We start from the raw sequence: 24,733 nt of genomic DNA on the forward strand, positions 1-24,733 counted from the left end.
AGTTATCGTTGCAAGTCTATCCCCCTTGACAACACATCGCATCTCTGTTCTTGGCCGCGCTTCGCAATTGGCCTCGCACACCCGGTGAAGCGGTGGCCGCATCCGAATATCAGGTCGGATGGTGCGGTTCCGGGTCCAGAAGCATCAGCCACGTGGCCGGTGCATTGCAAATTGAAAGGCAGCGCATGTCCAAGCGCAAGGCATCCAAGTACAAAATTGACCGCCGTCTTGGCGAGAACATCTGGGGCCGTCCCAAGTCCTCGGTGAACCGTCGCTCCTATGGCCCCGGCCAGCACGGCCAGCGCCGCAAGAGCAAGGTCTCGGACTTCGGCATCCAGCTCCGCGCCAAGCAGAAGCTCAAGGGCTACTACGGCGATGTGACCGAAAAGCAGTTCAAGCGCACCTATCAGGAAGCGTCGAAGATGAAGGGCGATACAGGTCAGAACCTGATCGGCCTGCTCGAACAGCGTCTCGACATGGTCGTGTACCGCGCCAAGTTCGCACCGACCATCTTCTCGGCCCGTCAGGTCGTTTCGCACGGTCACATCTATGTGAACGGCGTGAAGTGCAACATCGCGTCGCGTCGCGTTCGCCCCGGTGACGTGATCAGCCTCGGCAAGAAGGCCAAGGAAATGGCCCTGATCGCTGAAGCGCAGACTCTGCCTGAGCGTGAAGTTCCCGATTACGTCGCCGCCGAAGGCGACAAGGTCACTTTCACCCGCGTTCCGACGCTCGACGAAGTGCCCTATCCGGTGAAGATGGAACCCAATCTGGTCGTCGAATTCTATTCGCGCTGATCGGTTTCGGATCACTGACCGAACAAGGAAAAGGCGGGGCGCAAGCTCCGCCTTTTTCGCGTTTGGAAACAGCGTGTTATTTCGGATTTCTGCACCCTGTTTTGCGCCGTGTCGTGGAACTGAAATGCGCCTTGGCCATTGGCAGGGCATGACGCACTATCGCTTCGTTACCCCGCACCGCACCGGAAAATGGTATCCCGATCTGATAACCGCCCAGCAACAGGCCTTCGCGATTGGCGCAGGCTTCTACGATGCGCGCACGGGCACATTCTATCCCTACAAGGAAACGCGGCTTGAAGTGGACGGTACTGTCGTTGCTGGACCGCCGGAGGGCATTGCGGCCTAACGCGCGAAGTAGTCGCGCCGGAAATCCGCTGCGAACGCCGCAAAGCGCCCCTCGGCAATTGCCGCACGCATTCCGGCCATAAGCTGCTGGTAGAACCACAGGTTATGTTCGGTCAGCAGCATCGCCCCCAGCATCTCGCCCGACTTGTGCAGGTGGTGCAGATAGGCGCGGCTGTATTTCGTGCAGACGGGGCACGGGCAGCGTTCGTCCAGCGGGCGGGTATCTTCGGCGTGGCGGGCGTTGCGCATGTTGAGCGGGCCGTTCCACGTAAACGCCTGCCCGTTGCGGCCAGATCGCGTTGGCAGCACACAGTCGAACATATCGACCCCGCGCTCCACCGCGCCCACCAGATCGTCGGGCTTGCCCACACCCATCAGATAGCGTGGACGGTCCGCAGGCAATTGCTGCGGCGCAAAGTCCAGCGTGGCGAACATCGCTTCCTGCCCTTCACCCACGGCAAGGCCGCCGATAGCATAGCCATCAAAACCCACGTCGATCAGCGCATCGGCGCTGGCCTTGCGCAGTCCCTCATCCAGCGCGCCCTGCTGGATGCCGAACAGGGCCGACCGTTCGGCATGTTCGCCGCCAGCATCGAAGGCGTCGCGACTACGCTTTGCCCAGCGCATCGACATTTCCATCGACTTGGCGATCACCTCACGCGGCTGATCGGCGCGGGGGCATTCGTCGAAACACATCACGATGTCAGACCCCAGCAGCCGCTGAATTTCCATCGAGCGTTCGGGGCTTAACAGGTGACGCGATCCATCAAGGTGGCTGGCGAAGGTCACGCCTTCCTCGGTGATCTTGCGCAGATCGGAAAGGCTCATCACCTGATAGCCGCCGCTGTCGGTCAGGATCGGGCGGTCCCAGCCCCCGAACTTATGCAATCCGCCAAGCCGCGCCACACGCTCCGCACCGGGCCGCAGCATCAGGTGGTAGGTGTTGCCAAGAATTATGTCCGCCCCCGCCGCGCGCACATCCTCCATCTTCATCGCCTTGACCGTCGCTGCCGTGCCCACCGGCATGAAGGCAGGCGTGCGGATATCGCCGCGCATCATGCGGATCGTGCCGGTGCGGGCCTTGCCGTCAGTGGCGTGGATATCGAAGGCAAAACGGTTCATCGTGCGGTTTCTCAGGCCAAAAGAATGTTGCGGCCCTTAGGCGCAATCGCCAAGAGGCGCAAATGCCCCATTTTTTGCTGATCGATCCCGTAACGCTCGACCTCTGGCTCTATCCCGCGCTGACGCTCGTGGCAGTGCTGACGGGCTTTATCGACGCGGTGGCGGGCGGCGGCGGGCTGGTGATGATGCCGGTGCTGCTATCCACCCCGCTGCCGCCGCATGTCGTGCTTGGGACAAACAAGGTGCAATCGATGTGCGGCACGGCGATGGCAACATGGCGCTACCACAAAGCGGGCCTGTTCAGCTTCCGCAAGAGCGCGCCGACGGCCCTAATCGTGTTTGTCGGCGCGATGGCAGGATCGCTGGCAATTCAGCGACTTAGCGCCGATGTACTGAAGCTTGTCGTGCCCGCGCTCCTCATCGCCGTCGCGCTCTACACCGTGCTTTCGCCCAACATGACCGACGACGACCGCCACGGCCACCTCTCCGAACGCGGTTACATGCCGGTCGGCGCGGGAGTGGGATTCTATGACGGCTTTTTCGGGCCGGGCGCGGGGCAGTTCTTTGCGACAACATTGGTCGGCCTGCGCGGGTTGGGGCTGACGCGGGCGACGGGGTTGACGAAGTATCTGAACGTCACCAGCAACATCGCCAGCGTGATCGTGTTCACCATCGGCGGTCAGGCGATGTGGGTGTTGGGTTTGTGCATGGGTGCAGGCGCGATGACGGGGGCATGGATCGGCTCGCACTTCGCCACAAAGTTCGGTGCAAAGATGATCCGCCCGCTGCTGGTTGTTGTGAGCATCGGATTGACGGTTCGGCTCATCTGGGGGTGGTTTGCCGCCCCCTAGGTGCAGTTAGGTGCATCTAGGTGCACATCAGGAATCATAGGGACACTCGGCTGGCGGCTCGTCCGTTTTGGCCCGCGGCTTGCGTACCAGCAGGTGTTCAGGACGCCGTTCCTGCGCCACTTTGAACAGTTGCGACGTCTGGTTGACGTAGTTCGCGACCGAGCTTGCCCCTTGCATATGTTCGACAAGTTCAGGCGTCCGCTCTGCCTCGAACATGCGTAGAGGCCGCGTCGGATCGTGCGCTTCGAAGCGGGCATAGAACCACGGCTCCCCGCGCCGCAGTGCCAGTTCCTTTTTGGTATCGTACCATTCGAAAGCCCACATCAGCGGGCGCTGCCAGACATGGATCGGCAAGCGCCCGCCGATTACCGCGCCGGGCCAGGGTTCCGGGCGGTAGTGCAGGAACGGCGGCATCTGGGTCATCCAGACGGGTTCGTCGCTGAGGAAAATATAGGGCGTGATGATCTGGATGACAGGCCGTTCTGGGTGCCGCCATTCCTTTTCCGAAACCATCGCCATCATCGCGTTCAGGTGCTTGTTGCGGATCGTGGATTTGTCGCCATCGGCATTGACGAGAACGGGCGCGCCCTTTTCGTTGCGAGCGAAGCGCAGGCGCAGGTCGATAGGGCATGTGATCTCGAACAGGCGGGCTTCGTGATCGATCACGCCGGGGCAATAGTTCACGGACTTGGCATGGCGCGGCGGCGGATCGCCACGACGGACGCGGCGCGGTTCAGCCCAGATGAACCGCGCTTTGTCAGTATCGAGAATCCAGCCGACATCAACCGCGCGCGAAGCAGGCGGGGTTGATCCCACCTGCTTGCCTGCGTCGTCTTCGGCCTTCGCCACACCATTGCCCGAAAGCCAGCTTTTCAAACGTCCCAGCACATCAACTCCGGCATGGCTTGCATCTCCAGTCCTTCCTTAGAGGACGAATTCCGCCCCAAGGAAAGCGGTCAATCCATCGACCTGGAACTGGAAGTCCGCCACGCCATCGCCATCGACATCGCCATAGACGATCGAGTTCGCTCCGATCGCATCATAGCGCAGTTCACCTGCCGTGCCGCTGAAGGCAGCCGTGCCGATAAACGCGAAGGCCTGATTGCCGCCAACAACGCTGTTGGCATCAATGGTATCGAGACGGATGCGGTCCCCTTCGGCCAATGAGAAGTCAGCGATACGGTCGAGCGGTCCGGCGCTGAATTCGGCAAGGCTGGTGAAGACGAACCTGTCCGCCCCGGCTCCGCCAAACAAAACGTCTGCCCCGGCCCCGCCAACCAGACGATCGATGCCGTCCATGCCGAAAAGCGTATCGTTGCCGTCACCACCGGTCAGGCTGTTGTCCAGCTCGTTGCCGGTGCCAGTGAAATCGGCTGCGCCACCCGCAGTCAGATTTTCGACATTCGCGCCGAGCGTGTAGCTGGAAAGCGTCACCCGAACCGAGTCCGTGCCTTCGCCACTGGCTTCGATCACCTCGTCGCCCACATTGTCGACGAAGTAGCGGTCGTTGCCCTGACCGCCGGTCATCGTATCGGCACCCGCATCGCCATCTAGGCCATCGTTTCCGGTGCCGCCAAACAGAACGTCGCTGCCGGCCCGGCCGAAGAGGTTATCGGCACCATCGCCACCATAGAGCGTGTCGTTGCCATTGCCGCCATCAAGGCGATCATTGCCATCATCGCCAAACAGGGTGTCGTTGTTGTTGCCCCCTTCAATCGTGTCGTTCTGGTCGCCACCGTGCAGTTCATCGTCGCCATCATGACCAAAGATGCGGTCGTTCCCGGCACCGCCGAAGACCACATCGATCCCGTTGCTGCCGTTGATGATGTTGTTCGATGCGTTGCCGGTGCCAACAAGACCGCCAGTGCGCAGCGTGAGGTTTTCCAGATCCGCTGCCAGCGTATAACTGACAAAGGATTCCACGGTATCAACGCCGCTGCCACCGGTTTCGTCCACCACATCGCCAAGGCTATCGACAACATAGATATCGTTGCCGTGGCCGCCGAGCAGGGTATCGGCACCGGCACCACCATCAAGGCGGTTTCCAGCGTTGTTGCCGACCAGGACGTTCGCCAGTTCATTACCGGTCAGGTGTACGTTCGCCGCACCGGCTACCGCCTGAACCCGTTCGATTTCCATCCCGGCACCAATCGTCCAGTCCATCCCGGCGATGACAGTATCGTTTCCTTCGCCGGCAAGTTCGACAACCGTATCTTCCGGGCGGTCGAGATAGTAAACGTCGTCCCCGCCCTTGCCCCGCAGGGTATCGGCACCATAACCGCCGTCGAGCGTATCGTTGCCAGCGCCACCATCGATCATGTTGGCCTTGGCATTGCCCGTGCCAACGAAATTGCCAGCACCGATGAACACCAGATTTTCGGTTGCACCCGGCAGGACATAGGTGTTCAGCGTGGTGCGGACCGTATCGGCATCACCACCGCTGTCACCAATCAGATCGCCCACGTTGTCGACGACGAAAGTATCGTTGCCGTTGCCGCCATAGAGCCTGTCTGCGCCAAGCCCGCCATCGAGCACATTGCCGAAGCTGTTGCCGTAGATCGCGTTGTCCAGATCGTTGCCGGTTGCCTCGATGGCCGCAGCGGCACCTTCGACCAAGTAGAGGTTTTCGACATTGGCCGACAAGGCATAGCTGACGGTGGCATAGACCGAATCCGTTCCCTGCGCTGTCTGTTCGACCACGACATCGCCGGCATCGTCAACGAAGTAGCGATCATTTCCGGCAAGGCCGACAAGACGGTCTGCGCCTTGGCCTCCATCCAGCGTATCGTTCTGATTGCCGCCGGTGATCTCGTTGGCAAGAGCATTGCCCGTGCCGGTGAAGTTGCCGAAATCGCGCGTATAAACAAGGTTTTCGACGTGCGGCGTTGTCATCAGCGAGAAGCTGCTGATTTCCGATTCGATGGTATCGATGCCCGCGTCGGCATTTTCGATCACGACATCGTTCACATTGCCGACACGATAGCGATCATCGCCGGCACCGCCGTCCATCGTGTCGATGCCATCGCCGCCATCAAGCAGATCATCGTCGGCACCGCCATAGAGGCTGTCGTTGCCGCCATCGCCATAGAGCGTGTCATCGCCCTCGTTGCCATAGAGGGTATCGTTGCCACCAAAGCCACGCGCCACATCAGGCCCGATGCTGCCGTTGTAGGTATCGGCATAGTTGCCGCCGTCGAAAATATCGCCGGTGGTATCGGGGCTGAGCACGAAAAGCTGATCAGAGAACTGAATGGCTTCCACACCGACCAGATGATCCTCGCCAAAATCGCCGTTTTCGGGGAAGTTATCGACGACGATGTAGCCACCCGAACCATCATAGGTGACCGTGAACTGCGAGCGCGGACCATTGATGTAGAAGATATCGTTGCCATCACCGCCTTCGACGGTCTGGTTGCCCGCGCCGCCGGTGATCGCATCATCGCCAGCCCCGGCATCCACCACATCGGCACCGCTGCCGGTGCGGATCACATCGTTGCCGCTGCCGCCAAAAATCGTGTCAACGCCATTGCTGCCGTTGATCTCGTCATTGTCGTCACCGCCATCAAGCGTGCCGGAGCCGTTGATCAGATCCTGTCCCGCACCGCCATAAAGGCTGCCATTGCCTGACAGCGTATCGTTGCCGGCATCACCATACAGGTTGCCGTTGCCGGTGATCGCATCGTTGCCAATGCCGCCCTGCAGGGTGTTGGTGCCTTCGTTGTCGACGATGACATCATCGCCATCACCGCCGGAAATCGAATCATTGCCATGTTCGCCGCGCAAATCGTCGTTGCCGCTACCGCCGAACAGGGCGTCATCGTTGTTGCCGCCACGGATCAGGTCGTTGTCATCACCGCCATAAAGGATATCCGCGCCGAAGCCGCCGAACATCTCGTCCATGCCTGCTGAACCGGAGATGGTATCATCGCCATCCTCCCCAAAGAGCTGGTCGTCGCCCGCACCGCCATCAACGGTATCGTTGCCGGTGCCAGCAAAGACCACGTCGTTGCCTTCGCCCGACTGAACGTCGTCATTGCCTTCGAAGCTATCGATCCGGTCATTGCCCGTGCCGGTATCGATGGTGTCGTTACCGGTGCCGGTTTCAAGGATATCATCGCCCGCCGTTACGCGCGTTTCGAAAGGTGTGCTGACCAGCAGCGTTTCATCGACTAGCGAAGCCGAAAGATCGGTGGCACGACCGACGTTGAGCGTGCCGAAGGTCAGCGTAGTTGCGCCGAAGACATATTCTTCGATGCCTTGCACCAGATCGTCGCCGCCATTGCCGCGGTTATCGACGATGCGGATGCCCCCGATGTCCTGTGCGACCGTGAAGGTGCTGCGTACGGCCGCGTAGGTAACGCGATCAACATCTTCAGGCAGGCCGGAATCGAGGATGCGATCATCGCCATCGCCGGTAATGTAGCTATCGCTGCCAAGCCCGCCATAAAGGTTCTGGCTGCCCGCAACACCGGTCAGCGCGTCATCACCAAGGCCGCCGTAGAGATCGCCCGTGCCGGTGACGGCATCATTGCCTTCACCGCCATCCAGCACGTTCGCGCCTGACGTATCCGAAAGGATATCGTCACCGATACCGCCATCAAGCGTATCGTCTCCGAAACCGCCGAACAGCGTATCGTTACCGGACAGGCCAAGCAGGTAGTCATCTTCACTACCGCCATCGAGCAGATCGTTGCCATCGCCGCCCAGCAGCAGATCGTTCTGGCTGCCACCATAGAGACTGTCGTCTTCAGTGCCGCCGTAGAGATTGTCTTCGCCCTGCCCGCCGTAAAGCGTATCGGTTCCGGCACCACCGGTGATTTCATCGTCACCGTCATTGCCGCTGAGCACATCGGCCCCGGCGTCACCGTGGATCGAATCCGCCTCGGTTCCGCCATTGATGGTGTCGTTGCCGTCACCGCCATAGAGGGTATCACTGCCGGCAAGGCCTTCGATCAGATCGTTGCCACCATTACCGCGAACGAAATCGTCACCCGAACCAAGATTGATCAGCGGCGGATTGGGCGCGCTGTGATCGTTGATCACGTCGTCACCTTCGGTGCCGTTCACTTCTACCCCATAGTTGGGTGACGTGACGTAATCGGCATCGAGGAAGCGGACATCGTAAATGCCGTAGAGCGTGTCTACGCCATCAGGTGAACCGGGACGATTGTCCGTGACGATGGTTTTTCCGTCGATCGTGACGATCGTGTAGTCGTTGCGGTTCCCGTAATAGTAAACGACGTCGGGGTTTTCCTCGGTCTGGCCGCCGCCGTAGATCTTGTCGTCTCCGCCGCCGCCATAGAAGGTATCGCCGCCAAGTCCTCCGTAGAGACGGTCATGGCCCTGACCGCCATAAAGCGTGTCGTTGCCATCGTCACCGCTGAGGTTGTCGGTGCCGTAGCCGCCATAAAGGGTGTCGTTGCCGGCGTTGCCGTGGAAGGTGCCATCGCCATCGTTGTAGATCCACGGAGCAATCAGGTCATCGCCATCGCCGCCTTCGGCCAGCGTGGTGCCTTCGGCAATGATGCTGTCGTTGCCGTCGCCACCATAGATTTCGAAGCCGCCCTGCAACTGGTCGTTGCCATCGTCACCGAAGACGCGACCGTAACCCCGGATGGTGTCGTTATCGGTGCCGCCGTAGAGGTCTCCGTTGCCGCTCAGGCTGTCATTGCCGGAGCCGCCATAGAGCACGCCATTGCCGGTGATATTGTCGTTGCCATCATCGCCGTAGAGGATGTTGTCACCCTCGCTGTCTACCAGAACGTCGTTGTCCGCACCGCCAGAGAGCAGATCGTCGCCTGAGCCGCCCGCGATGTAGTCGTTGCCGAGTTCGCCGTAGAGAAGGTCGCTGCCTTCGCCGCCGATGATCTGATCGAGGCCGTTGCCGCCATAGATCGCGTCGTCGCCATTTTCGCCAAGGAGGACGTCGTTGCCTTCTTCACCACGGATCGTGTCACTACCGACACCGCCGTAGACGTGATCATTGCCGGTGCCAGCGAACACGCTGTCATTGCCGTCAAGCAGCGAGATCACATCGTCCTGCGCGGTGCCGAGCAGATCATCAAGGCCTGCGGTGCCGGTGATGGTCTGGCCTGCCTGCGCTTCGCCAATGGTCGTATCGGAGAAGGCCAGTTGCTCTACGCCCGTGAGCGTATCGGTGCTTTCCGATGTGAAGTTGGCGATGACGGTGAGAACGCCTTCGGCATTGCGCACCACGGTGTAACGATCACGGCGTTCTGCATAGGCGGCGGTATCGGTATCCGCGCCACCATCGATGGTGTCATCACTGCCATGCGCGAAAGGATCGCTGCCGTTGCCGACGGTCGCGCCGACGCCGTAGACCACATAGTCGCCACGGATCGTGTCGTTGCCGGTGCCGCCATAGAACGTCTGGCTGCCATCGGCCGAGATCTCGTAAAGCGTGGAGCCGCGCAGGTAATCGTCCCCGGCATCGCCGTGGCCAGTGGCTCCGGCATAGACCATGACGGTATCGTCGCCATCATCGCCATGCAGTTCGCCGCTGCCCTTTACGCTGTCGTTGCCTTCATCGCCGTGGGTGAGCGCGGTGACGGACAGGATGCTGTCGTTGCCGGTGCCGCCCGATGCGAGCGCACCTGCGGCGTAGATCGTATCATCATCAGCGCCGCCGTAGATTGTGCCTTCGGCATAGTTGTAGAAATGGCCGATACGGTCAGCCCCGGCATCGCCGTAGATCTCGCCATCGGCATAGATCGTGTCGTTGCCATCGTTGCCGTGAATGACGTTGAGGCCATTCTCGTCATAGATTTCGTCGTTGCCGCCATCGCCAGCGATCTGATCTGCGCCCTGGCCACCGTAGATGATATCGCCGTCTGCGCCGCCAGAAACCACGTCGGAGCCGCTGCCCGCATAGATGTGGTCGATGCCTTCATCGCCGCGCAGGTCGTCATTGCCCGAACCGCCATCCAGCACATCGTTACCAAGGCCCGCGACGATGCTGTCATTGCCATCGTCACCGAACAGACGGTCGTTTCCGGCAAAGCCGGTGATGGTATCGTTACCCGAATCCCCGATCAGGATATCGTCGAACGGCGTGCCCAGAATAGTCATGCCGAAATTCGGATCGGTGGGATAAGGATTGGCGAGTTCGTCGTCGTTGAACACGAAGAGTTCGATACCGGTAAGCGTATCCGTGCCCAGCGGCGAACCGGGGCGCAGATCGACCACGGTGACCGTGCCATCAGCGTTGCCGGTGATACGGAACGTGGCGCTGAGGTATTCGAACTGGCCCGCGCCAAGATCGGTGAAGGTATAGGCACCGATATTGGCTGCGTAATAGGCCTTGTCATAGCCCGAACCGCCATAAATCTGGTCGTCGTGTTCAGCACCGGTCAGGTCATCGTCACCTGCGCCGCCAACGACGATATCCGCGCCGTAACCGCCGTTGATGGCGTCGTCGCCGCTGCCTCCGTAAAGCGTTTCGCTGCCGGAGCTGTAGTAGTAACCCGTCCAGCCCCGGATAGTGTCGTTGCCCTCACCACCATAGGCGATGGAGTAGATGGTGGCGATATCGTCGTTGCCTTCGCCACCGTCAAGTTCGCCCGTGCCCGACATGATGTCGTTCCCGGCATCGCCGAAGAGCTGGCCATCGCCGGTGATGATGTCGTTGTCGTCACCACCACGGACCACGCCATAGCCGGTGATATTGTCAGCCCCTGCACCGCCTTCGATGGTGTTTTCGCCCTGGGTATCGACAATGCGATCCGCGCCAGCGCCGCCATAGATGGCATCGTCGCCCGCGTTGCCGAACAACTGGTCGTCGCCCTCGCCGCCGTCGATCGTGTCGTTGCCATCGTCGCCGTTCACGATGTCGTAACCGGCACCGGTGGAGATCACATCATCCCCGCCACCGCCGTAGACCACATCGTTGCCGATCCCACGGAAGTCGGCAATCAGGCCGGGAACTTCGTTGCCGTCGGCCTCAATGCGATCAGCCCCTTCGCCGCCATAAATGCGGTCGTTGCCCGATCCGGTTTCGATCTGGTCGTCGCCACCTTCGCCCCGCACGATATCGTCATACTGGGTGCCGCTTATCAGGTTCGCGTCGCCATCACCGCCAAAAGTCTGGCCGCTGTTGCCGTCATTGACCTGAAAATCGATGTCGGTGAAGCGCAGGGTTTCGACGTCGGTTACATCGTCCTGCCCTTCGTTGCCGTGGTTATCGACGACCGTGTAGCCACCTGCACCGTTCTGGGTAACCGTGAAGTCTCCGCGAACGCGAGCATAGACCGCAACGTCATCATTGGCACCGCCATCAATGGTGTCATTGCCCGTGCCACCCGTGATCCGGTCTTCACCTGCACCGCCGCTGAGCGCGTTGTCGCCGGAGTAGATGCCTGCGCTGATGATATCATCGCCATCATCGCCAAAAGCGGTGTCGCCGCCATAGATGATCGAGATCGCATCGTTGCCTGCGCCGCCGTAATAGGTCGCGTCACCCTCGTGGAAGATGTTTTGCGCGAAGCTGTCGTTGCCGTCGCCACCATAGGCCGTGGACGAACCATAGGGGACGAGCACATCGTTCCCGGCATCGCCATAGAGCACGCCCGTACCGCTGACGGAATCGTCCCCTTCGCCGCCGCGCATTTCGCCTGTACCGGTAACGCTGTCGTTGCCGCCATCGCCATAGCCGGTGCCGATAACGTTCACGCTATCGTTGCCAGAGCCACCGTAAATCTCGCCCGACCCTGCCAGCACGTCCGCCCCGGCATCGCCGTGGATCAGGTTGGTGCCTTCAAAGTCGGAAATGTCGTCGTTGTTGTTACCGCCATAGAGCGTGTCGTCATGCAGGCCGCCGCGAATAACGTCGTCTTCCTCACCACCGTAAATGGTATCGAGGCCAGAACCGCCATAGAGGTCGTCATCGCCTTCTTCGCCATAGAGCGTGTCGTTTCCGGTGTTGCCATAAAGCACATCCGGCCCGCCCGCGCCGATGACGGTATCGTTGCCGCCACCGCCATTGATCTGGTCGAAGCCCGGCCCGGCATTGATCGTGTCATCGCCCATCAGATCGTAATCGGTAACGGGGTTCGAGATATCGAAGCCGGGTTCGCTACCCGGAATGATCGCGCCGGGCTGCACATAAAGCGGCGTGCCGGGCACGCTGTCGTCCGCGCTTGATCCGTACCAAGTGTAGCCGGCGAACGTGGCCAACGGCAGTTCCTGATCATCGAAGACCAGCACTTCAACGCCTTGCAGCGTATCGGTGCCTGCTGGTGAACCGGGACGATTATCGATGACGGTGAATGTGCCATCGCCATTGTCGGTAACGGTAAAATCGGCGCGGTTGCCGAAATAGCGGGCGGAGTCATAGCCCGAACCGCCCTGAAGGCTGTCGTCGCCAGCCTCGCCATTCAGTTCATCATCGCCAGCATCGCCGGAAAGCAGATCGTTGCCTGCGCCACCGCGCATCGTATCGACGCCATCGCCGCCATAGAGCGACTGCGCGCCGTTGCCGCCACGCACATCGTCGTTGCCAGCATCGCCATAGCCAGTGCCGCCTTCGGTGGTGACCGTCACCACGTCGGCATCATCGCCACCATAGAGCGTGCCCGAACCGGAGAGAGTGTCGCGCCCGGCATCGCCGTAGTAATCGCCAGCGCCGCTGCTCTGGATCGTGTCGTCGCCTTCGTCGCCATGCACCGTACCGCTGGCGACGGCGATGTAGTCATCTCCATCTCCACCGCTCACAGTGGATGTGCCGAAGGAATCGAGGATCGTGTCGTTTCCGTCACCGCCATAGAGGCCATCGTTGCCCTGGCCGCCCTGAAGATAGTCAGGGCCGGTGCCGCCATAGATGCTATCGTCGCCCGAACCGGCGTAGATCGTGTCTGCCCCGCCAAGGCCGGAAATCGTATCGTTCGAGGCAGTGCCGTAAAGAACTTCGCCCTCTGACGTACCTTCGAGCGTTACGCCCGTGCCGCCCGGTGAGTAGTTGGGATCGAAGCTGTCGAGCGTGAAATCCCCGACCGAGACATTCTGCATCCGCACCAGCGCAACAGCAGCGCTTGCGCCCGAACCATCGCGATCAAACATCAGCAGCACGTCTGCACCGTCCTGCACCAGCGCGAGATGGCCGGTAAGGAACGGATTTTCGCCCGACGTATAGCCGATGGTCTGGCTGAGGATCGAGTGCAGATAGAGTTGATCGCCACCGGGGCCGGTGGTGAAATCGGTGATGACGTCGGTCATCCCGCCGACACGCCAGAGAAGCTGGTAGACATCCGCTCCGGCACCACCGGTCAATTGCGATCCGGTATCGCCGTAACCAACCTGCTGGAAGGTATCGTTGCCTTCGCCGCCTTCGATAGTGTTGGCACCTTCGATATCGATCAGCGTATCGTTGCCGATGCCGCCATAAAGCGCATCAGAACCGCGCTGCCCGGCGAGGTAATCAGCACCGTTGCCGCCAAAAAGCTGATCGTTTCCGCGGTCCCCGTAAAGACCGTCGTTGCCATCGTTGCCGTTGATGATGTCGTTGCTGGGCGTGCCATAGAGCGAGTTGCCGCTTGCCCCATCGTTGATCGTCGCGCCCGTGCCATCGGGGCCGAACTGCGGCGTGAAGTTGGCGTATGTGAGCGTGGCCGCATCAACATTTTGCAGGCGCAGAACGGATTCCCAGACGGTGCCTGAAGCATCAGCGCTGTATTGCAGCACTGTGTCCAGACCATCCTGCAACAGGCGTAGATATCCGGTGACGAACGGGTTGTCCGACCCACCGAAATAAAGCGAGTTGATATAGGAAACATCGATCACATCGCCGCCAAGACCGGCAGCGAAATCAGTCACCACATCGGCAGGACGGCCCGTCGTCCACGAAAGGACATAACTGTCGCTGCCCGTGCCGCCGGTAAGAGTATCGACCTGCGTGCCACCGCTGACGTAATAGAACGTATCGTTGCCCTCGCCGCCATCAGCGGTGTTGGCACCGGAATTGTCATAGAAGGCATCGTTGCCGATGCCGCCGAAAAGGGCATCGTTGCCGGTGCCGCCATCAAGCACATCGTTGCCGCCTTCCCCGCGCAGGGTGTCAAGACCGGCACCGCCATAGAGCGTATCGTTGCCGTTGCGGCCTTCGATTATGTCATTGCTGACCGTGCCATAGAGGTTTTCGCCATTGGCCGTGCCGATGATCGTCGCGCCCGTGCCATCAGGGCCATATTGTGGGATGAAGTTATCGTAGCTGAAGCTGGCAGGCGTAGTGCCCTGAAGGCGGAGCACGCTTTGCCAATCATCCCCGATGCCATCGGCGTTGAATTGCAGCAGCGTATCGGCACCATCCTGCTGAAGACGCAGGAAGCCGCGCAGGAAGGGGTTCTCCGCGCCAAGATAAATGCCGCCGACACTGGAAATGTCGATCACGTCACCGCCGATGCCGGTGGCGAAATCGGTCACCACATCAGCCGGATTGCCCGATGCCCAGTTCAGGCCATAGCTGTCACGCCCCAAACCGCCGGTATAGGTATCCGTGCCGCTGCCCTGCCCGACCGTGCCGAAGGTATCATTGCCATCGCCGCCATAGAAGGTGTTGTTGCCTTCGGTATCGGCAAGGTAATCGTTCCCGCCATCGCCATAGAGCGTGTCATCTCCGGCCTGGCCGAAGACGGAATCGTCCCCTTCGCCACCGTGAACCTCGTCCGTGCCATCATCGCCATAGACGATATCGTTGTTGGCATCACCGAACACGAAGTCGTTGCCACGACCGCCGTAGATGACGTCGCTTCCGGTGCCACCATCGGCAAGGTCATCGCCACCACCGGCATAGATCGTGTCGTTTCCGCCCCCGCCATAGATCGCATCGCCGCCAGAGGTGCCGACGATGATCGTGCCGCTGGCACCATCGGTAATCTCGATCCCCGAACCATCGGGGGCATGTTGCGGCGAGAAGTTTTCGCGCGTCAGATCCTCTGGCGACACGCCTTCGAGAACGAGCACGGTCTGCCAGCTATCGCTGCCGCCATTGGTATCGACCTGCACCAGCGTGGCCGACAGGTCTTCATTCGCGACTACCCGCATGAACCCGGCGGCAAAGGGATTGTCACCACCAGGAAGGCCGATTGTCGATGCCAGAACCAGCGAGATATCCAGCACGTCGCCACCGGCCCCGGCTGCAAAGTCTGTCACCACATCGGCGGTGCGCGAAATGTTGACGTAATCGATGCGGTAGCTGTCACGTCCGGCCCCGCCCGTCAGCGTATCGACCGCTCCACCATCGTGGCTGACTTGCAGGAAGATATCGTCCCCTGCATCACCGATGAAGGTTGCACCTGCGCCGTTGACGACAAGCGTATCGTTGCCTTCGCCCCCTTCGACATGCGAACCGGATGTGCCGGAAAGGTAATCATCGCCCAGCCCGCCGTAGATCTCGTCGTTCGGACCGGCGCCGCTGTAGATCGTATCATTGCCATCGCCGCCGGTCAGGACGTCTGCGCCATCGCCACCGTCGATGGTGTCGCCGCCCTCGCCACCCTCGATATTGTCGTTACCGCTGCCGCCATAGAGATAGTCGGCCTCTGTCCCGCCCGCGATAACGTCATCGCCGCCCTCACCATATATGCTGTCGTTGCCGGCATCGCCGTCCAACGTATCGTTGCCGAGGCCACCTGAGATGGAATCCTGACCGGCGCCGCCATATACGGTATCATCGCCAGCCAATGCGTTGACTACATCGTCGCCGCCATTGCCGCTGATCGTGTCATCGTCAGCCGTGCCGGTGAGATTGCCGGGGCCATCGCCGTCGTTGATCGTCACCCCATCGACGCCAGTGGGCGAATAGGCCTGGACGATGTTGTCGCGCACCAGCGTTGCCGGATCGAGGCTTTCGAGCCGCAGCACGGTCGTCCAGTTGTCGGCACCGCCATCGGTATCGATCTGCAGGAGCGTGTCTGCGCCATCCGCCACGAAGCGCATGTGACCACTGCCAAACGGGTTGGTGCCGGTTGCATAGTTGCCGAGCGAGGCAATGAGATAACCAAGATCGAGCCGGTCCCCGCCAAGGCCCGCGCTGAAATCGGTGATCACGTCTGCGGTGTAGGTGGAGTTGAAATAGTACGGCCGGAACACATCGCGACCGTCACCGCCAGTGAAGCGATCGGCAACGCCGCCGCCCAGCGTCAGCCAGGTGAAGAAGTCATCGCCTTCGCCACCGTCGGCGGTGCCGCCACCGCTGCCGGTGAGGTAGAGCTCGTCTGCCCCCGCGCCGCCATAGAGCGCGCCGCTACCGCTCTGGATATAGTCGTTGCCGCCATCGCCGTGGAGCGCATCCCCGGCGTTGCCGCTGCCATAGATGGCATCGTTGCCTTCGCCTGCGTGAACGGTATCGTCCCCGCCGCCATCGTAGATCGTGTCGTTGCCGCCGTTGCCGTTGATGGTGTCGTTGCCACCATCGCCATAAAGCGTATCGGCACCTTCGCTGCCTTCGATGGCATCGTTGCCTTCGCCGCCGCTGATCACGCCACCGTCGCTGTCCGCGCCAAGCCCGATGGTATCGTCACCGCCTTCGCCATAGAGCACGTCATAGCCCGCACCGCCGCCGATCTGGTCATTGCCGCTGCCCGCATAGACCGTATCGTTGCCATCGCCTGCATCGATCACATCGGCCGATGCGCCGGCATAAATCGTATCGTTGCCGCCGTTGCCATTGATCGTATCGGCATCGGGCGTGCCATTGATCGTATTGCCATTGTTATCATCGTTGATGGTCAGGCCGGTGCCATCGGGCGAATAGGCTGCGGTGAAGTTGTCGCGCGTCAGCGAGGCTGGGGCCACGTTCTGCAGACGCAGGATAGTGTAAAGGCTGGAGGAACCGCCTGCATCGCCGTCATAATCATACTGGACGAGCGTGTCCGCGCCATCGGCCACAAACGTGATGTGACCACCGGTGAAGGGATTGCCGCTTTCGGGCAGACCGGAAAACGGAATGGACGCAAAGTCAAGCAGATCGCCGCCTGGACCTGCTGCAAAATCTGTAATTGTGTCGACCGCATAGCTGGGCGAGACATAGGTAAAGATGTAGGTGTCACGGCCGTCGCCGCCGGTAACCGTGGTGAAACCGGCCCCAGCGCTGATGTCGCGGATCACATCGTCACCGTCACCGCCATAGACGGTGTCGGTGCCGTAATCCGCACCGCCGTAGCTCAGATAGATGGTGTCGTTGCCGCCAGCGCCATAGACGGTATCGTCACCTCCACCGCCGTAATAGATTTCGAGCGTATCCGCCCCTTCGCCACCGCGCACCACATCGGCGCCTTCGCCGCCGCGAACGTCATCATTGCCCGCGCCGCCATCGAGATCGTCGTTGCCGACTTCGCCAAAGACGTAGTCGCCATCATCGCCACCGGTGATCGTATCCGCGCCAGTGCCACCGTAAAGCGTATCGAAGCCCGCGCCACCCTGGATATCGTCACTGCCGCCTGCGCCGTAAACGACATCACCGCCGCCGTTGCCGAGGATCGTATCGCCATCGTCGGTGCCATAGAGGTAGTTGCCTGCCTCATCATCGTTGATGGTAATACCGGTGCCGTCGGGCGACCAGTTCTGGACGAGGTTTGCGCGAGTCAGATTCGTGGCGTCAACGCCTTCGAGACGCATCAGCGTGACCCAGCCATCCGACGTGCCAGAACCATCGCGATCATATTCGAACAGCGTGTCCGCGCCATCCTGAACGAAACGCAGATAGCCGTTGGTAAAGGGACTTTCGCCGCTTGGCAGGCCATCGAACGGCAAGCCGCCGAAATCGATGCGATCTCCGCCTTCGCCGGCGGTAAAGTCAGTCACAACATCGGCATCAGAGCCGCTGCCGGGTGCCGCCACCTGATATGTATCGACGCCAAGACCGCCTGTCAGCGTGGCAATGCCCGGCCCGGTGCCGACCTGTGTGAAAGTATCGTCGCCAGCGCCGCCATCGACGGTATCGGTTCCGCTGGTGGAGGAACTGCTGATCGAATAGCCGCGCAGCACGATTGTGTCGTTGCCATCGCCGGCCTCAACAACATCGTCACCACCGGCACCGCCATAGTAGATGCTGTCGAGGTAGATCGAATCGTTGCCGGCACCGCCAAAGATCGTGTCGCTGCCTTGCGTTCCACCGCCGGAGTAATCGTCGCCAATCAGCGTATCGTCGCCGTCGCCGCCGGTGATCGTATCGTCGCCAGCGCCGCCCTGAACATAGTCACCGGTCGCACCGGCATCGATCTGGTCGTTGCCGTCTTCGCCGTAGATTTCGTCATAGCCATCGCTGCCGGTAACGGTATCGCCGCCTGTTCCGCCATAGACTGTCGCGCCATCCGCGCCGGTCTGGATCGCGTCGGCCCCGCTGCCACCATAGAGGTAATCGTAGCCCGAACCGCCATCGATCTGGTCGGGACCGTTGCCGCCGAAGATATAGTCAGTACCGCCAAGCCCGGTGATGGTATCGCCAACCGCGCCGCCATAAAGCTCGTCATTGCCTTCGGTGCCGACGATCGTCAGCGATTCATCGGCAGCAGGATCGAACCCGCCGAAGTTGTCTGCCACGAAATCGGCAACAAGGTGGTTCTGGAAACGCACCAGTTCGACGAAATCGTAGTCTGTGCCATCAGTGCCGTCATAGTCGCCCATCAGGACAACATCGTCGCCATCCTGATCAAGACGGAGATGGCCGGTGGCAAAGGGATTTGAACCATAGGAGTAGTTTGGCGGATTGCCGAAATCGTTCAGACGGAAAACGTCTCCACCTACGCCAGTCGTGAAATCGGTAACGACAACTGCGCCAGGCGCGCTGGACCAGCTAAAGCCGCGATAGTCGTAGGTATCGACGCCTGCGCCGCCAGTATAAGTGCGCGATTGCGAGGAATAGCCGACGCCTTCGAAGGTGTCATCGCCATCGCCGCCATCGACTATGCCGGAACCAGTGGACGTGTAAATCCGGTCGTTTCCGGCCCCGCCGTAGATATCAGCCGAACCGCCATAGACGTTGATATTGTCGTTACCATCACCGCCGATAATGGTGCCAGTGTCCGCGCCTCCTGCTGGCGGGCCAACGACAAGAGCAGCAATCGAAGCCTCGCTGCCGCCACCGCCGCTGCTTGGTGCATAATAGTTGATGGTGTCGTTGCCTTCGCCGCCATCAACCGTGGAAACGCCGTTCTCGGCAGACATACTGTCATCGCCAGCGCCACCATAGAGCGAGTTGGTGCCACCGCCGTAATCATAGATATTGTCGTTGCCTTCGCCGCCATAGAGCGCGTCGTCACCCTGACCGCCATAGAGCGAGTCATTGCCAGTGCCACCGTAGAGCGTATCATTGCCGCTGCCGCCTTCGAGGTAATCGTTGCCATCCCCATTGGTGGGAAGGCCGATCAGCTCATTGCCGCGAATCTGGAACGCCCATACGCCGGGCTGCCCGACATTGCCCGTGCTGGTGTGCAGCGCGTTGTTGATCGGCAGCGAATAGTTGACGCCGCTGAGCGTTATCGTGGGATTACCGAACGAGAAGCCCTGCGCCTCATACCGCAGAACGACATCGAAATCCCCGTCGCCCAAGGCTGTAATCTGAACCTGCGCGGCGACCGGGGTGGTCCCGAACGAAAAGCGGCCAACGTCATCCCAGGTGACGGTGATGGTATTGGCCGCTGCATCGAAATCATACCACGCAAGATTGCTACCGGTGCTGTTGCCACCGGGGCTGGGCTGCATGGCGGAATTGCGCGTGTCGACGTCTGTCGGGATAAGGCCAATCGAAAGGCCACTGAAAGTAACATAACCGTTATTGTTAAGGTTGAAGGCAGTGTTTTGGTTGCCAGCGAACACCCATCCGGTCGAGTCGAACTCGGCAGGGAACACGATGTTGAAGCTGTTATCGTCGTTGCGGCCGACGGTCGCCTCACCAAATCCGGCGGTGCCGCCAAGCCCGTTGATCAGCGCATTGTTCAGCGCGCCGAAATAGCTGGTGAGATCAGCAGGCAATGGCGAAACGTAGACGCCTTCGTCACCGCCGTGGAGGGTGTCGTTGCCGCTGCCGCCATAGAGATTGTCGTCGCCAAGGCCGCCTTCGATGAAGTCGCCCGCCAGACCACCTTCGGCGTAGTCGTTGCCTCCCAGTGCCTCAATCGAGTCCGGGCCAAAGCCGCCATAGAGTGAATCGTTGTCTTCGGTTCCGGTGATCGTCTGGGGATCACCAACAAGCGGGAAGCCGAGATCGATGTTCGCCGCTGTCAGCGTGGCAGCATCAACGTTCTGCAACCGGACGAGATCGAGATAGCCATACATACGGATGAGCGTATCGGGGCCATCCTGCACCGCTTCGAGCGTTCCGTTCTCGAACGGATTGCTACCGCTGGAGATGTTGCCCGAATCAAGCAGGCGGGCAAGACCGATGACATCTTCGCTGACATCGAAGTCGGTCACTACATCGGTCACGCCGGTATCGCTGTTGTATTCCAGATAATAGATATCGGCGCCTGCGCCACCAGTCATGATGTCGACACCAGAATCGCGGAAGTCGCCATGATCATTCTGGGCACGGAAATCTGCGGCATTTACATCGCCCACCGCACTCTCGGGCTTATTCACACGCAGTTCGGGATAGGATGCAGGGCTATCTCCGAATACATCGTTGCCATCGCCGCCGAATAGCTCGTCGGCTCCTTCGCCACCATCAAGCAGGTCGTCTCCGGCCTCACCGTTCAGCACGTCATTGCCCCAGTCGCCAAATACGCGATCGTTGCCTCCTCCGCCGCTGATCGTATCGGTTTCGCCCGTACCGAAGAGGTAGTCGTCTCCACTCCCACCGCCGGATGAGGTGGAGAAGCCCGTGCCATTCCGGGCAATAGCCGGCGTGAAGTTTTCGATCTGCCAATCGTTCAAATCGACATTGGCAAGGCGCAGCATCGTCTGCCAGTTGTCGCCGCTGGCGTTGTAATCCACCTGCAGCAGAACATCGGCCCCATCCTGCACAAGCTGCATATGGCCGCTTTGGAAGGGGTTCGTGCCATAGGTATAGTTGTTCAGATAACCGCTGGAGAGGAAATTGCGCAGATCGATCGTATCGCTGCCATTGCCCGTATCGATCATCTGGAAATCGGTGATGACATCCTCGAAGTTCCCGAAACCATAGCTCAGCACATAGCGATCAGATCCGGTGCCGCCGGTCATCGTATCGTGCGCATAGTTTCCGTTTTGCTGGATGAAGGTGTCATCGCCAGCTCCGCCGAACCATTCGATGGCGTTGCTGCTAACGCTCGATAGCTGGTCGTTGCCTTGGTCGCCGTGAACCTGCGATCCGGTTGAAGATGCCTCGATCCGGTCATCTCCTTCGCCGCCATAGATCGTGTCGGGGCTACCTTCGGAATAATCATAGCTGTAGATAGCGTCGTTTCCGGCACCGCCATAAACGATGTCTTCGCCGCTGCCGGTATCGATCTGGTCATCACCATCTTCACCGGAAAGCGTATCGTTCCCGTCACCGCCCGACACATAGTCGTGCCCTGCCCCTGCCAGAACCTGATCGTTCCCGGAACCGCCATAGATCTGGTCGCCCTGCCCTTGCTGCAGATTGCCGTAAATGTCGTACGATGGTTCGACCACGCCATCGGACCCGGTGATCAGGTCGTCGCCATCATCGCCATTGATATAATCCAGTCCCCCGCCACCGATCAGCGTATCATCGCCCGATCCGCCGCTGATACTTTCGCGCTGAACCGATACGTAGCCGCTTTCGTCAACCGAGATGGCTCCAGTGGCCGAGCCGGTAATCGCATCGTTGCCATCACCGCCATAAAGATATCCGATGCTTCCGGCACCGGCGGCCGTGATCGTATCGTCACCGCCCTGCCCTTCGATCTGATAGCCGCCCGAAGCGGTTGCCACGATCGTATTGTCCAGTTCGTTGCCGCCGCCATACTGAACAGTGGTTTCCGCAAAGGTCAGGTTTTCGACGTTCTCAGGCAGGTAGTAGCCATAGCCTTCGGGATAGGTGGACTGCACGACGACCGTATCGATTCCCTCATCCGCGCCCTCAATCACAAGGTCATCGGGGCTATCGACCTGATAGGTATCGTTGCCGGTGCCGCCGCTCATGGTGTCGTTGCCCGACCCACCATCCAGCGAATCTTCACCGCCAAGGCCGTTCAGTTCGTCATTGCCTTCCAGGCCCTCGATCGTCTCGGCAGCTTCGGTGCCGTTGAGGATGTCGTCATTGTTGGTGCCCAGAACGTCCATGACCAGATCTCCATTCCAACTGGACGGAAGATCAGCGCGGTTGCCAGCAGTTTGCTTGCGGGTGCCTGTGCAAGGTCGGGTATGAACCCATCAATGGATGCCACAATGCAGGAGGCAGCACTCGTAACAAGACTGACAACCCGCTGGCTCTTTTCTGCCGGACGTTAACCACGTCCGCCCCGCCTTACGCATTAATCCATATTCGTGCAGTCAGGCTCTTGCAAGTGATCTGGTTCAACCCCGGACAAGGTTACGCCACTTGTCATCTTTCTAACAACATCGCCAATGGGGTGCTTTCGCAGTCATGAAAATGACAAAATGCGTTGAAAATTCTCTATATTTGTCAATCACAAACCAGTCCAAAATAAGCATATGGATGTTTTGCTTCGATTTGGGCATCGCCGTGGGACATGGGCATTGGAATGGAAGTCGTCCCGATACCGATCAAATTTGCAAATTTGATCACGTGTCCCGGATTGGACCCAAGCTATGCCTTGGCAATAAACTGCAATCCAGACTAGCACACGATTAGCAAGGCCGGGCGAATCGGGGTGCAATGGCAGAAATCCTGCCAATGCGCCGATAATGCAAGCCATGCCCGCAGTTCAGCGATGGTCCGAAACAGGGGAAATTCGGTGTTCTTGACCCGGCCGATGCGCAGTGGCGAACTGTGGGAAGCAGCAAAGGCTTACCGGCGCGTATTCTTTGCGGTAATTGCAGCAAGCGCTGTTTTGAATGTCCTGCTACTTGGCGGGTCGTTCTACATGATGCTGATCTACGATTCCGTTTTGCCAAGCCGTTCGCTGCCCACGCTGTTCGGTTTGCTGGTTCTGCTCGCTGCCGTTTACCTTTTTCAGGGCTATTTCGAAACGGTTCGTGCCGGAATGCTGGCTGACGTCGCCAACGCGCTCGACCGGCGCATGTCGCGGCGGGTGCAGGATGCGATCTCGCAGTTGCGCCTTCAGGGAAACCGTTCGCTGGGCGATGGACTGATCCCGATGCGCGATCTGGAACAGGTGCGCGCCTTCCTTGCAGGTGGCGTCGCGACGCTTATCGATCTGCCTTGGATCGTGTTCTTCATCGCGGTGTTGTTTGCCCTGCACTTCTGGCTGGGCGTCACCACACTGGTCGGTGCGGCAGTTATCTTTTCGCTGACGATCCTGACCAATCGCACCATGCAGCAGCCGTCATCCCAGGTCGCGCAGCTTGCTGCGTGGCGCAACGGGGCGGCTGAGGCGAACTTGCGACATGTCGAGCTTCTGGCAGCGCTTGGTATGCGCGAACGGATGCAGGACAGGTTTGAGGGGATCAACCGCCGCTATACCGGCACACAAAACGCCCTGAACCGCACCGCGACTGCTTTTACCGGCCTCAGCAAGATCCTGCGCCTTGCGCTGCAATCCATTATCCTGACGGTAGGCGCGCTGCTGGTGATCAATGACCGCGCAAGCGGCGGCGTGATCTTTGCAGCTTCGATCCTTTCAGGACGTGCGCTGGCCCCCGTCGATCAGGCGATTGCCAACTGGAAGAACATGATCGCGGCGCGCAACGGCTGGCAACGGCTGACCGAGATGCTTTCCAAGGTTCCTCCAGCAGCCGAAGTTGCCACAACACTGCCTGCACCAAAGGAACGGCTCGAGGTTGAAGGATTGTTCGCGGGGGCACCAGGTTCGCAGACCCCCATCGTCAATGGCGCGCGCTTCTCCCTCAAAGCGGGCGATGCCTGCGGGCTGATCGGGCCAAGTGGTGCTGGCAAATCGAGCCTTGGAAAAGCGCTCGTCGGCATATGGCCAGCCTTGCGCGGGCATGTGCGGCTTGATGGGGGCGCGCTGGATCAATGGACCGAGGCGGCGCGCGGGCGGTTTCTTGGCTATCTGCCGCAAACCGTGGAGCTTTTGGAAGGCACCGTGGCCGAGAACATCTCGCGCTTCGATCCTTTGCGCGACAATGATCCGCAAAGCGTTTCCGAAGCGGTCATCGCCGCCGCGCGTGCTGCCGGCGTTCACGACCTGATTACGCGCCTGCCGCAGGGCTATGATACGCCGGTTGGTGCCGGTGGAGAAACACTGCCGGGCGGACAGCGCCAGCGCATCGGGCTTGCGCGAGCGCTCTATGGCGATCCGTTTCTTGTGGTGCTGGATGAGCCGAATTCGAATCTCGATGCCGATGGCGATGCTGCATTGGAGCAGGCGGTTCTGGCTATTCGCGAACGCGGCGGCATCGCCGTGATCGTATCGCATCGCCCCGGCATCATGGAGCGCACGACCCATGCCATGATCATGCGCGATGGCCAGATTGCCGCTTTCGGGCCGACGCAGGAAGTGCTGGCAAAGCTCATCCCTGCGAAGGCTAACCCGGCGCCGGTCAACTGAAAGGTCTGAC

Annotated in this window: 8 protein-coding genes; 4 read left to right on the top strand and 4 right to left on the bottom strand. The window is 60.2% G+C overall.

Going from position 1 to position 24,733, the window contains the following annotated elements; all coding sequences use genetic code 11:
- Positions 1 to 185 precede the first annotated feature (185 nt).
- Both rpsD and HGI47_RS04275 read left to right on the top strand, forming a co-directional pair.
- On the top strand, positions 186 to 797 hold the full coding sequence (rpsD, locus tag HGI47_RS04270; RefSeq protein ID WP_168851555.1) for a 30S ribosomal protein S4: 612 nt from the start codon (positions 186 to 188) through the stop codon (positions 795 to 797).
- Between the two features lie 124 nt (positions 798 to 921).
- Positions 922 to 1,143 carry a hypothetical protein gene (locus HGI47_RS04275; RefSeq protein WP_240949974.1) on the top strand — a complete coding sequence of 74 codons (222 nt, stop codon included), beginning with the start codon at positions 922 to 924 and terminating at the stop codon, positions 1,141 to 1,143.
- Here HGI47_RS04275 and tgt read toward each other — a convergent pair.
- On the bottom strand, positions 1,140 to 2,264 hold the full coding sequence (gene tgt, locus HGI47_RS04280) for a tRNA guanosine(34) transglycosylase Tgt (protein ID WP_168851556.1): 1,125 nt from the start codon (positions 2,262 to 2,264) through the stop codon (positions 1,140 to 1,142). The genes HGI47_RS04275 and tgt overlap by 4 nt on opposite strands.
- 62 nt (positions 2,265 to 2,326) lie before the next feature.
- Between tgt and HGI47_RS04285 the strand changes: the two genes are divergently transcribed.
- Complete coding sequence (locus HGI47_RS04285) at positions 2,327 to 3,115, top strand: TSUP family transporter (RefSeq protein WP_168851557.1); 789 nt, start codon at positions 2,327 to 2,329, stop codon at positions 3,113 to 3,115.
- A 27-nt stretch (positions 3,116 to 3,142) separates the two neighbouring features.
- Here the strand turns inward: HGI47_RS04285 and HGI47_RS04290 are convergent, their stop codons facing one another.
- The 3 genes from HGI47_RS04290 to HGI47_RS22875 form a co-directional block, all read right to left on the bottom strand.
- Positions 3,143 to 4,003: a hypothetical protein gene (locus tag HGI47_RS04290; protein ID WP_206065988.1), complete on the bottom strand. Its 861-nt coding sequence runs from the start codon at positions 4,001 to 4,003 to the stop codon at positions 3,143 to 3,145.
- A gap of 36 nt (positions 4,004 to 4,039) precedes the next feature.
- A complete protein-coding gene (locus HGI47_RS22550; RefSeq protein WP_168851558.1) occupies positions 4,040 to 22,351 on the bottom strand; it encodes an S-layer family protein in 18,312 nt (6,103 codons plus the stop codon).
- Positions 22,352 to 22,694: 343 nt separating this feature from the next.
- Entirely contained in the window at positions 22,695 to 22,817 is a 123-nt protein-coding gene (locus tag HGI47_RS22875; RefSeq protein WP_255460642.1) for a hypothetical protein, read from the bottom strand.
- Positions 22,818 to 22,986: 169 nt separating this feature from the next.
- Between HGI47_RS22875 and HGI47_RS04300 the strand changes: the two genes are divergently transcribed.
- A complete protein-coding gene (locus tag HGI47_RS04300) occupies positions 22,987 to 24,723 on the top strand; it encodes a type I secretion system permease/ATPase (protein ID WP_168851559.1) in 1,737 nt (578 codons plus the stop codon).
- The last annotated feature ends 10 nt before the right edge of the window (positions 24,724 to 24,733 follow it).

Source organism: Novosphingobium sp. ERN07 (genome assembly GCF_012641335.1).
Classification (GTDB): Bacteria; Pseudomonadota; Alphaproteobacteria; order Sphingomonadales; family Sphingomonadaceae; genus Novosphingobium.

Bases quoted from the DNA above. Each gene is read 5' to 3' on its own strand.
- rpsD (WP_168851555.1), top strand. From the start codon at position 186: ATGTCCAAGCGCAAGGCATCCAAGTACAAAATTGACCGCCGTCTTGGC.
- HGI47_RS04275 (WP_240949974.1), top strand. From the start codon at position 922: ATGCGCCTTGGCCATTGGCAGGGCATGACGCACTATCGCTTCGTTACC.
- tgt (WP_168851556.1), bottom strand. From the start codon at position 2,264: ATGAACCGTTTTGCCTTCGATATCCACGCCACTGACGGCAAGGCCCGC.
- HGI47_RS04285 (WP_168851557.1), top strand. From the start codon at position 2,327: ATGCCCCATTTTTTGCTGATCGATCCCGTAACGCTCGACCTCTGGCTC.
- HGI47_RS22550 (WP_168851558.1), bottom strand. From the start codon at position 22,351: ATGGACGTTCTGGGCACCAACAATGACGACATCCTCAACGGCACCGAA.